This is a genomic window from Lysobacter sp. TAB13 (assembly GCF_052113885.1).
Classification (GTDB): domain Bacteria; phylum Pseudomonadota; class Gammaproteobacteria; order Xanthomonadales; family Xanthomonadaceae; genus Lysobacter; species Lysobacter gummosus.
Genome location: NZ_JBFRDR010000010.1, coordinates 203,219 through 213,954, shown reverse-complemented (window position 1 = coordinate 213,954; position 10,736 = coordinate 203,219). Strand labels below are relative to the sequence as shown.

General features: G+C 68.1%; 12 protein-coding genes. 7 read left to right on the top strand and 5 right to left on the bottom strand.

Annotated elements, in window-relative coordinates; genetic code table 11:
* From AB4Y92_RS14255 to AB4Y92_RS14225, 7 genes are all read left to right on the top strand, one after another.
* A partial coding sequence (locus AB4Y92_RS14255) for an energy transducer TonB (protein WP_441820253.1) occupies nt 1–303 on the top strand: 303 nt, incomplete at its 5' end.
* Nucleotides 304–404: 101 nt separating this feature from the next.
* On the top strand, nt 405–1,097 hold the full coding sequence (locus AB4Y92_RS14250) for an alpha/beta hydrolase (RefSeq protein WP_441820252.1): 693 nt from the start codon (nt 405–407) through the stop codon (nt 1,095–1,097).
* A 161-nt stretch (nt 1,098–1,258) separates the two neighbouring features.
* Entirely contained in the window at nt 1,259–2,245 is a 987-nt protein-coding gene (locus AB4Y92_RS14245; RefSeq protein ID WP_441820261.1) for a sensor histidine kinase, read from the top strand.
* Nucleotides 2,246–2,262: 17 nt separating this feature from the next.
* On the top strand, nt 2,263–2,997 hold the full coding sequence (locus tag AB4Y92_RS14240; protein WP_057944438.1) for a LytR/AlgR family response regulator transcription factor: 735 nt from the start codon (nt 2,263–2,265) through the stop codon (nt 2,995–2,997).
* A gap of 511 nt (nt 2,998–3,508) precedes the next feature.
* A complete protein-coding gene (gene hemC / locus AB4Y92_RS14235; protein WP_441820251.1) occupies nt 3,509–4,450 on the top strand; it encodes a hydroxymethylbilane synthase in 942 nt (313 codons plus the stop codon).
* Nucleotides 4,354–4,584: a DUF6053 domain-containing protein gene (locus tag AB4Y92_RS14230; protein WP_441820250.1), complete on the top strand. Its 231-nt coding sequence runs from the start codon at nt 4,354–4,356 to the stop codon at nt 4,582–4,584. The genes hemC and AB4Y92_RS14230 overlap by 97 nt, the downstream gene beginning before the upstream one ends.
* A gap of 74 nt (nt 4,585–4,658) precedes the next feature.
* Nucleotides 4,659–4,823, top strand: coding sequence for a DUF6053 domain-containing protein (locus AB4Y92_RS14225; RefSeq protein ID WP_441820249.1), 165 nt, complete (start codon nt 4,659–4,661; stop codon nt 4,821–4,823).
* On the opposite strand, the gene AB4Y92_RS14220 is transcribed toward AB4Y92_RS14225, so the two are convergent.
* From AB4Y92_RS14220 to AB4Y92_RS14200, 5 genes are all read right to left on the bottom strand, one after another.
* Nucleotides 4,798–5,472: a DUF481 domain-containing protein gene (locus AB4Y92_RS14220; RefSeq protein ID WP_441820248.1), complete on the bottom strand. Its 675-nt coding sequence runs from the start codon at nt 5,470–5,472 to the stop codon at nt 4,798–4,800. The two genes, AB4Y92_RS14225 and AB4Y92_RS14220, sit on opposite strands and share 26 nt — an antisense overlap.
* Nucleotides 5,473–5,691: 219 nt before the next feature.
* On the bottom strand, nt 5,692–6,624 hold the full coding sequence (locus AB4Y92_RS14215) for a dimethyl sulfoxide reductase anchor subunit family protein (protein ID WP_441820247.1): 933 nt from the start codon (nt 6,622–6,624) through the stop codon (nt 5,692–5,694).
* 81 nt (nt 6,625–6,705) lie between these two features.
* The gene (locus tag AB4Y92_RS14210) at nt 6,706–7,554 is read right to left on the bottom strand and encodes a 4Fe-4S dicluster domain-containing protein (RefSeq protein ID WP_441820246.1); all 849 of its coding nucleotides are present in this window, start codon (nt 7,552–7,554) and stop codon (nt 6,706–6,708) included.
* The gene (locus AB4Y92_RS14205; protein ID WP_441820245.1) at nt 7,551–7,754 is read right to left on the bottom strand and encodes a hypothetical protein; all 204 of its coding nucleotides are present in this window, start codon (nt 7,752–7,754) and stop codon (nt 7,551–7,553) included. The genes AB4Y92_RS14210 and AB4Y92_RS14205 overlap by 4 nt, the downstream gene beginning before the upstream one ends.
* A 61-nt stretch (nt 7,755–7,815) precedes the next feature.
* A complete protein-coding gene (locus AB4Y92_RS14200; protein ID WP_441820244.1) occupies nt 7,816–10,716 on the bottom strand; it encodes a molybdopterin oxidoreductase family protein in 2,901 nt (966 codons plus the stop codon).
* Nucleotides 10,717–10,736 lie beyond the last annotated feature (20 nt).

Sequence of the window (10,736 nt, the reverse complement as noted above, 5' to 3'; positions counted from 1 at the left end):
GCGGCGGCGCCCGCCGCCAGCGCGCGCTCGGCGCCCGCGGCCAAGCCGATGCCGCGCCTGATCGCCGACGCCAGCCCGCGCTATCCCTTGTCCGCGCTCAACCGGCGCATCGAGGGCAGCGTCGAGATCAGCTTCACCATCCAGCCCGACGGCCGCACCAGCGCGCCGAAGCTGGTTTCCGCGCAGCCGGCCGGCGTGTTCGACGAAGCCGCGCTGGCGGCGGTGTCGCGGCTGCGGTTCGAGGCCAGTGGCGAGGCTCACACGGCGCGGCGGACTTTGAACTTCAAGCTGCCGTCGCGTTGATGCGGCGGGCGGGGCAGGGCGGTGGTCGCCTTGCGGGCCCCGCCGCAGGTTTTCGCCGTTCCGGCGTGGCGCGGCGCGCATCCAGCCGCCACAATGCGGCGATGGATACCACCGCCCCCGCTTTGCTGGAAACCGTCGAACTCGAAACCCGTCCCCTGCCGAGCTGGAGCGTGCTGTGGCTGCACGGCCTGGGCGCGGACGGCAACGACTTCGCCCCGATCGTGCCCGAGCTGGTCCGCAAGGACTGGCCGGCCCTGCGCTTCGTGTTCCCGCACGCACCGGTGCGGGCGGTCACGATCAACAACGGCCTGCGCATGCGCGCCTGGTACGACATCCGCGACTTCCAGGATCTGGCCAACCGCGCCGACGAGGCCGGCGTGGACGAATCGGTGCAGCAGGTCGAGGCGCTGATCGCGCGCGAAGCCGAGCGCGGCATTCCGGCCGAACGCGTGCTGCTGGCGGGCTTTTCCCAGGGCGGCGCGATCACCCTGGCGACCGCGCTGCGGCGCAAGCAGGCCCTGGGCGGCCTGATCGCGCTGTCCACCTACCTGCCCATGGCCGACCGGCTGATGCGCGAAGCGACCGCGGTCGCCCACACCCAACCCTTGTTCATGGCCCACGGCCAGCACGACCCGGTCGTGCCCTATCGCGGTGGCGAGATGGCGGCCGCGCGCCTGCGCACTTTGGGCTTCAAGATCGACTGGCACGCCTATCCGATGGCGCATCAGGTCTGCGCGGAGGAAATCGCCGCGCTCGGCGATTGGATGTCGCAACGGTTCGCAGCGAAGACCTGAGTCCCGCGCCCATGGCCGCGCCGCCGTCGCAGACCGGCAAGCATTCGAACAAAGGGCCGGCCAAGTCGCCTGCCAAGCCGCCGAGCGGGCGCCTGAGCGGGCATTCGGACGAAGTCGAGCCCTGGCTGCCGGACCTGTGCCGGCTGCCGCGGCTGGTGGTGATGCTGAGCATGGCCGAGCTGATCGTGATCGTGCTGGCCCTGGCGCCGGACGGCAGCGACTGGGACCTGGGCCGGTTCGTGTCCTCCAGCGCCTTCGCCCTGTGGCTGGCGCTGGCGATCTCGGTGTTGCTGTGCGTGTCGCGCAAGCAGCTCTCGCGCCTGCCGCCGGGCGTGGGCGGCTTCATCGCCACCGCCACCGCGGCCGCCATCGCCGCCGCGGTGGCCGGGGTCACCCACAGCATCGACACGGTGACCGGGGTCGGCCTGGTCCCGGCCGGCACCTCGTTCTGGCGTTTCGTCACCGGCACCGCCGCCATCGCGATCCTAGCCGTGGGCGTGGTGCTGCGCTATCTGTACGTCAACGACAGCTGGAAAGCCCAGGTCCGGGCCAACGCCCGCGCCGAGGTCGATGCGCTGCAGGCGCGGATCAAGCCGCATTTCCTCTTCAACAGCATGAACACCATCGCCGGACTGGTGCGCAGCGACCCGGAGGTGGCTGAGCGCGCGGTGCTGGATCTGTCCGACCTGTTCCGCGCCGCGCTGGGCGCGTCCAAGAGCGATTCCAGCCTGGCCGAAGAGGTCGAGCTGGCCGAGCGCTACCTGGCGATCGAGCAACTGCGCCTGCGCGAGCGGCTGCGGGTGGTGTGGCGCAAACGCGAGCCGCTGCCGTGGAAAATGCCGCTGCCGCGCCTGGTGCTGCAGCCTTTGGTGGAGAACGCGGTGCTGCACGGGATCTCCCGGCTGCAGGGCGGCGGCGAGATCGAGATCGAGCTGACCCAGCTCAGCGACCACCTTTTGTTGCGTATCCGCAACCCCGCCCCGGCCCCGGCCGACGGCCGCGCCGGCTCCCGCCATGCCCAGCACAGCATCGGCCAGCGCATACGATATGCCTATGGACCTACGGCGCGGATGACCGCAGGCTGGAACGGGGGCTACTATCTGTGCGAACTGCACGTGCCGACCGGGGTGGAGGCGCAGAGCCGATGAAGGGTGCGAGGTTGGCCATGAGAGTGGTGATCGCTGACGACGAGCCGTTAGCCCGCGAGCGTTTGCGCGGATTGCTGGCACTGCGCCCGGACGTCGAGGTCGTCGCCGAGGCGGTCGATGGCCAACACGCGTTGCATGCCTGCGCCGAGCACCGGCCCGATCTGGTCCTGCTCGACATCGCCATGCCCGGCATCGACGGCCTGGAGGCGGCGCGCCATCTGGCCGCGTTCGACCCGCGCCCGGCGGTGGTGTTCTGCACCGCTTACGACGCGCACGCGTTGTCGGCCTTCGACGCGGAGGCCATCGACTATCTGGTCAAGCCGGTACGCGCCGAACGCCTGGACGCCGCGCTCGAACGCGTGCGCACCTTCGCCGCCGGCCGCGAGCGCCACGAAGGCGGCGAAACCGCGCCCGGCCAGGTTCGCAGCCACTTGTGCGCGCGTCTGCGCGGCAGCCTGCGCCTGATTCCGATCGAAGATGTGCATTACCTGCACGCCGAAGAGAAGTACGTGATCGTGCATCACGCGCGCGGCGAGGATCTGATCGAAGAGTCCTTGAAGTCGCTGGAAGACGAATTCGGCGAACGCTTCGTGCGCATCCACCGCAATTGCCTGGTGGCGCGGCACGAGATCGTGGAACTCAAGCGCAACGCCGAAGGCCACGTGCAGGCGGTCCTGCGGCACGGCAAGCAGCCGCTGGAAGTGAGCCGCCGCTGCGTGGCGGCGTTGCGGGAGACGCTTAAGCATCTTTGAATCTTTCGGGAATCGGGAATCGGGAATCGGGAATCGGGAATCGGGAATCGGGAATCGGGAATCGGGAATCGGGAGGCAGCGACGCAACCCACCTACCGTCATTCCCGCGAACGCGGGAATCCAGAGACTTCAGCACCATCCTTCCAGTCCGTCATTCCCGCGAACGCGGGAATCCAGAGCCTTCAGCGCCGTCCTTCCAGTCCGTCATTCCCGCGAAGGCGGGAATCCAGAGACTTCAGAGCCATCCTTCCAGGCCGTCATTCCCGCAAACGCGGGAATCCAGAGCCTTCAGCGCCATCCTTCAAGCCCGTCATTCCCGCGAAAGCGGGAATCCAGCGACTTCAAACGTTCTCGCACGAAAAGCCCTGGATTCCCGCCTTCGCGGGAATGACGAGCAAAAAGCAACAGCCAGGCGGATGCATCAGACCTGAGCCCGGTCCAAACGACCCGTCCCCACCTCGCTTCCCTCCCGCCTTTGTCCCGCGGCATCCCCACCGGCGATAATGCCGCCATGAAGACCCTGCGCATCGCCACCCGTAAGAGCCCGCTCGCCCTGTGGCAGAGCGAGCATGTCGCCGACCGCCTGCGTGCCGCGCACCCCGGACTGGCGGTGGAACTGGTGCCGATGAGCACCCGCGGCGACGAGGTCCTGGACCGCTCGCTGGCGGCGATCGGCGGCAAGGGCTTGTTCCTCAAGGAATTGGAACTGGCGATGCAGCGCGGCGAAGCCGACTGCGCCGTGCATTCGCTCAAGGACGTGCCGATGCAACTGGAGCCCGGCTTCGCCCTGCCGGCGATCCTGGAGCGCGCCGACTACGCCGACGGCTTCGTCAGCAACCGCTTCGACGGCATCGACGCGCTGCCGACCGGCGCGCGCGTGGGCACGTCCTCGCTGCGCCGGCAGGCGCAGTTGCGCGCGCTGCGCCCGGACCTGGAACTGCTGGACCTGCGCGGCAACGTCAACACCCGCCTCGGCCGCCTGGATGCGGGCGAGTACGACGCGATCATCCTGGCCTGCGCCGGCCTGCAGCGGCTGGGCCTGGACGCGCGCATCCGCAAGCGCCTGGAATCGCCGTACTGGCTGCCGGCGCCGGCGCAGGGCGCGATCGCGATCGAATCGCGCGAGGACGACATCGCCACGCGCGAGTTGTGCGCCGCGCTCGATCACGCCTCAACCCGCACCTGCGTGGAAGCCGAGCGGGCGATGAACCGCGCCCTGCACGGCAGCTGCCACGTGCCGGTGGCCGCGCACGCCTGGCTGGACGGCGAGCATCTGCGCCTGGACGGGCAGGTCGGCTCGGTCAGCGACGGCCGCGCCGTGCGCGCCCACGGCGAAGGCCGCGGCGACGCGCCCGAATGCCTGGGCATCGAGGTCGCGCAGAAACTGCTGGAGCAGGGCGCGGGCGAATTCATCGCCGATTCGCTGCAAGTGCCGCACGACGACGCCGACTGATCGGATCGGAGTGCGGCTGCTTTCTTGTGGGAGGGGCTTCAGCCCCGATGCTTTTGTCCAAGATCGCCGCGATCGGAAACAAGAGCATCGGGGCTGAAGCCCCTCCCACAATTGCTTTCGCAGTGCGTGAGTAGTCCCGCGCGAATCAAAACCGCCGGACCAGCTCGATCGAGGTTTCCAGAATTTCGTTGTCGCCGCTGCGCTTGTCGTGGCGGGAGACTGCTTTCTTGTGGGAGGGGCTTCAGCCCCGACGCTCTTGTCCAAGATCGCTGTGATCGGAAACAAAAGCATCGGGGCTGAAGCCCCTCCCACAATTGCTTGCGCAGCGCGCGCGTGTTCCGCGCGAATCAGAACCGCCGGATCAGCTCGATAGAACTTTCCGCGCTCTCGCTGCCGCCGCCGCCGCGACTGTCGTGGCGGATGGCGAAGTCGGTTTCCAGTTTCCAGTTCTGCCACACGTCCACGTCCAGCCGCACCGACTGCTTGACGAAGGTGTCGCCGCGGCCGCTTTCGACCTGCACGCGCTGGGTCCAGCGCGCGCGATCGCTGATGCGCTGGCCCAGGTTGAGTTCGCCGCGGAATACCGCGCCGGGGCGGTTGATGCCGTCGTCGGCCAGCGGCGCCAGACGATAGCCGGCGCCGAAGCTCAGGCCGATCTGGGTCGGGCCGTCGCGCAGCGCCTGCACGCCGTAGCGGGTGCCGACGCGATAGTCGTTGGAGTACAGGGCGTGGCTCTCGCGCGAAGTCGCCGGCGCGCTGACGCCGCCGATCACGCGCTGCTGGCCGGGTAGGGCCACCTTGCGCAGCGGCGGCAGGTCGGCCGGGTCGATCACCGGGGCGCGCCGGGTCGGCGCCATCGCCGCCTTCCATTCCTCGTCGCCGCAGCGGGTCGAGAAACAATGCAGGCGCAGTTGCACCGGATCGCTGGCGATGGCGATCAGGATCGGGTCGCCGCCGAAGGCGGGCGTCGGCAATGTGATCAGGGGCGCGCCGAGCAGGGCGAGCCCGATGGCACCGAGCATCGTCTGGATTGGGCTGTAAGGACGGTTGAGGATAATGCCATGAAACCGATTACAGACCTGCGACGCGATGCACGCCGGATAGGTTGGATTAATCCGGTCGGGGCATCTGATTCGTGCAATCTGCGCGCGTAAATATCTAATTCGATTGCGCTTTATCGGCATTCGCAGGCCGAGCGCAGAGCGCGTCTAAATCCGTCCAAAACCGGAATCGCCGGCCGCTCAGTAGTACAGCGTCACCACATGCTTGGCCTGGGCGAAGAACAGCCAGCGCTCGACCACTGCGCCGGTCAGCACGCACAGCGCCGCCAGCGCCATCGCCGCCCAGGACAGCGCCGGCACGGCCAGAGCCAGCAGGGCCAGAACCAGCGGCGCGGCGGCGAACAGCGCCAGGGCGAGCAGACGCAGCTTGCGCGCGTGCTTGCGCGCGAGCACGTAGCCCATCTCGCGGGTGAGGTAGTTGTCTTCCGTGTGCGGGCGTTCGAACACCGACAACTCGCGGTCGGGCAGGCCGACCGCGTCGCCGCGGCTCACCGGTAGCGGCGTGCGGTCGATGGCGCGCCAGTAGGCGAGCTTCAGAGCGGCGGTCAGCGGTGCGAGCACGATCACCGCGACGATGCCGACCGACCCGCCAAAGCGGACGCCGGCCAACACCGGCAACAAGGCTGCGCCGCTGAGCAGGGCGAAGCTCAGATACGCCGGCACCACCAGCCGATGACGCCAGGCGGGGATCGGCTTGAGCGAGGCGTAGATCATCGCGGTGCATACCACGGTGATCAGCGCGCACACCGGCACCCCCGCCGACAGCAGCATCGGCATCGCCGCGCCGCTTTCGCGCACCGCGCCCAGCAGCAGGCCGAGTGCGGGCACGTAGGTAACGACGGCCATCACGCCCTCGCGCGACAGCCACGAACTGCGCCATTGCGAGAACGCGCGCCAGGCGCGCAGCGGCTTGCCCAGGTGCAAGGTCGAAGCGAACAGGCCGACGCTGACCAGAACCAGCGCGGCCAACATCGCGAACGCGAACACACGCATGGGCTCGAACGGTGAACCCTCGGCGTACTTAAAAAACGCGATCGCGCCGATCCACGCCATCAGACCGTAACCCGCGCCCGACAGCGTGGTGAAGAAAATGACCGAGAATGCCGGATGCATGTCAGTCCGCCCATGCCGGCGTAACGGCGACGATGCCCTGCCGCGCGCGAACGCGCGAGCGCAGCGAACAATCCGCACCCCTCATCGCGACAACACCTTGTCGAGCCAGCGCAACACCGGCGGCAAGGCCTTGCTGTCCAGCGTTTCCGCGACCGGCGCGCTGTCGCCATCGCCGTTGCCACCGCCATCGCGGCGCGGCCGCGGCGGCAGATACTTGTTGGTCGGCTGATAGCCCAGCGACGCCATCAGATCCACGCCGCCGCGTTCGGCGACCAGCTTGGACACCGCCGATTCGGGATCGCCCAGGTCGCCGAAGTGGCGCGCGCGGGTCGGACACGCCTGCACGCAGGCCGGCTGGCGTTCGGACTCTTCCAGGTTCTCGTTGTAGATGCGGTCGATGCACAGCGTGCATTTCTTCATCACCCCTTCGACCGGGCTGTACTCGCGCGCGCCGTAGGGGCAGGCCCAGGAACACAGCTTGCAGCCGATGCACTTGTCCTCATCGACCAGGACGATGCCGTCCTCGGCGCGCTTGTAGCTGGCGCCGGTCGGGCACACGGTCACGCAGGCCGGTTGTTCGCAGTGCAGGCACGAACGTGGGAAATGCAAGGTCATCGCCGGTTGCGGCGCAACGTTGGCGCTGCCGCATGCGGGCGCGGCGGCGGACGCGGTGCCGCAGCTGCGCACCGGATCGGCCATCGGCAGGCTTTCCACCGGCGCGGCTTGCGCGGCGACCTCGTAACTGTGCACGCGGTTGAACCACACGCCCGACGGCTCTTTGCCGTAAGGCTGCTCATCGGTCAGCGGCGCGGCGAAACCGCCGGCGTTCCACTCCTTGCAGCTCACCGCGCAGGCGTGACAGCCCACGCAGGTGTCCAGGTCGATCACCAACCCGAGTTTCTTCTTCGACGGCGGCGGCAGGCCGGTCACGTTTTCTTGAGCCCGGTGTAGACCATCCACACGCCGGCCGCGAACACGGTCAGGCCGACCGCCACGCCGGGCATCAGCGAGATCGCGGCCGGCGCTCCGGCGCCGTTGCCCAGGCCGAAACCGACCATCGCCAGCAGCGCCGACAGCGACAGGCCCAGCACGATGCACACGACGCCTGCGATCACGCGTACCGTCTTCATGCCGCCCCTTGCGCGCATGCGCCGGACGCCGCGGTGGAGGCGGATATTGTTGTGCGGGTAGTCATCGGTTCTTCCTGAACTGTGCGCCGTAGCGAAGCGGGCGATTATCGGCCGGCTCGAACGCGAGCGGCGCGAATTGCGGTTGCGACTGCGTCTGCGCGGGTTCCGACGCCGTGCTTTCGTCCGGCTCGGCCTTGCGCAGAGTCACCCGCAGGTCGAACCACGCCGCCTGCCCGGTGACCGGATCGGCGTTGGCGTAGTCGCCCTTGGGCGTGATGTCGGAAATCAGATGGTTGAGCAAGAACCCCTTGCTCGCTTCCGGCGCGTCCTTGGACAGGCGCCATGCGCCGCGGCGCTTGCCGATCGCGTTCCAGGTCCAGACCGTGTCGGGCTGGACGTTGGCGGCGAACCTGGCTTGCGCGACGATGCGGCCGTGATGCGACTCCACCGCGATCCAGTCGGCATCAATCAATCCGAAACGCGCGCCGGTGTCCGGATGCAGATACAGATAATTGCGCGTGGTGATCTGCCGCAGCCAGGCGTTCTGCGAACCCCAGGCGTGGTACATGAACATCGGCCGCTGAGTGACCGCGCTGAGCGGGAAACGCGTCGCCGAATCTTCGACCTGCGCGCCTTCGAACGGCTCGTACCAGATCGGCAGCGGATCGAAATACGTCGCCACGCGCTGGCGATGTTCGTCCGGCGGCTGGCGCGGGCCGTGGCCTTGCGCGGCGAGGCGGAACTTCTGCAAGGTCTCCGAATACAGCTGCAGCGTGATCGCTTCGGCGTGGCCGAGAAATCCCATCTTCTGCGCCCAATCCAGATAGGCGCGATTGGCCATCTTGTAATAGCGCGCCGCCTCGGGCACATGGCTGCGCCAGAAGCCGCCGTGCTCGATGTAGCGCTGCAGTTGCTCGGGATTGGGCGGGCCCTTGGCTTCCAGTTCGCCGTGCTCGCCGCGCCAGCCGGCGAGCAGGCCGACGCCGGGCGCGCGCTCGTGGCGGACGATGTAGTCGGCGTAGTCGCGGTAACGCGGGCTGCCGTCTTCCAGGACCATGCCGGGAAGGCCCAGGCGGGCGCCTATGTCCAGCAACACGGATTGGAAGCCGCGGACGTCTCGGGGTTTCTGGTCGGTGCCTAGGCGCTGAGTGGCTGCTTCTACGATTGGATGCCGGATCGCATCGCAGGCCGAATCGGCATCGGAGATCGGCCGGTCCAGCAGGCTGATGGCGTCGAAGCGTTCCAGATACGTGGTGTCGGGCAATACCAAGTCGGCGTAGGCGGTCATCTCCGACGCGTAGGCGTCGGCGTAGATGATGCGCGGGATGCGGTACTCGCCGTCGCTGCCGCGATCGGTGAGCCAGCCGATGGTCTGCGTGGTGTTCATCGCCGAGTTCCAGCTCATGTTGGCCATGAACATCATCAGCGTGTCGATCTTGTACGGATCGCCGGCCCAGGCGTTGCGGATCACGGTGTGCATCATGCCGTGCGCGGACAGTGGATAAGCCCACGAGAACGCGTGGTCGATACGGCGCGGCTGGCCGTGTTCGTCCACGACCAGATCCTCCGGCCCATGCACGAAACCCAGCGGCGCCGCGTCCAGCGCGCCGTTGGCCTGGCGTTGTTTGCCGGGACGGTTCGGCGGCGGCAGCGGCTTCGGGAACGGCGGTTGATAGCGGAACGAACCCGGCGTATCCACCGCGCCCAGCAGCAGTTGCAGCAGGTGCAGCGCGCGGCAGGTGTGGAAGCCATTGCTGTGCGCGCTGATGCCGCGCATGGCGTGCATGCTGACGGGGCGGCCGATCATTTCGCTGTGTTCGCGGCCGTGCGCGTCCACCCAGGCGATCGGCAGCTTCACCGGGTTGTCGAATGCGGCCTGCGCAAGCTCGCGGGCGATGCGGCGGATGGTGTCGGCGGGAATGCCGCAGCGTTCGCTGACCGCGTCGGGCGAGAACTGCGGATCGAGATAGCGTTCGGCCAGCAGGTGGAACACCGGAACCACGCGGCGGCCGTCGGGCAGGGTGTATTCGCCTACGACGGCGGGGGAGATGTCGGTGGCGTCGGCAAGGTGAGGGCCGGGGTCAGGGCCGCGCACCCAACACAAGGCGCGCCCTTCCTCATCGCGCGCGAACAAGCCATCGTCCGCCCCGCCCGGATTGCGAATCACCAGCCAATGCGCATTCGCATAGCGCACCAGAAAGTCCAGATCGATCCGATCGGCCTTCAGCAACTCGTGGATCAACGCGAACGCGAACAAGCCGTCGGTGCCGGGCCGGATCCCGATCCACTCATCGGCGATCGCGCCATAGCCGCTGCGCACCGGATTGACCGCGACGATCTTCGCCCCGCGCGCCTTCAACTTGCCCAGGCCGAGCTTGATCGGATTGGAGTCGTGATCCTCCGCCACGCCCCACAGCATCAGATAACGCGAATGCTCCCAGTCGGGCTCGCCGAATTCCCAGAACGAACCGCCCAGCGTGTACAAACCGCCGGCGGCCATGTTGACCGAGCAGAACCCGCCGTGCGCGGCGTAGTTGACGGTGCCGAACTGCTGCGCCCACCAGCCGGTCAAGGCCTGCGACTGATCGCGGCCGGTGAAGAACGCCAGTTCGTCGGGATTGCGTTCGCGGATCGGCGCCAGCCAGCCGGCGGCGATCTCCAGCGCCTGCTCCCATTCGATCTCGCGGAACTCGCCCGCGCCGCGCTCGCCCACGCGCAGCAGCGGCTTGCTCAGCCGCGCCGGCGAGTAGTGCTGCATGATCCCGGCCGAACCCTTCGCGCACAGCACGCCCTGGTTGACCGGGTGATCGGGATTGCCCTGGATGTAACGGATGTTGCCGTCGGCGAGCCAGACCTTGATGCCGCAACGACATGCGCACATGTAACAGGTCGTGGTCTTGACCTCGTCCCCGGGCGAAGGCGACAGGTCGATGGCTGGCTCGGTGGGAGCGTGCTCTCGCATCGGGCCATTGTGCCTATCGC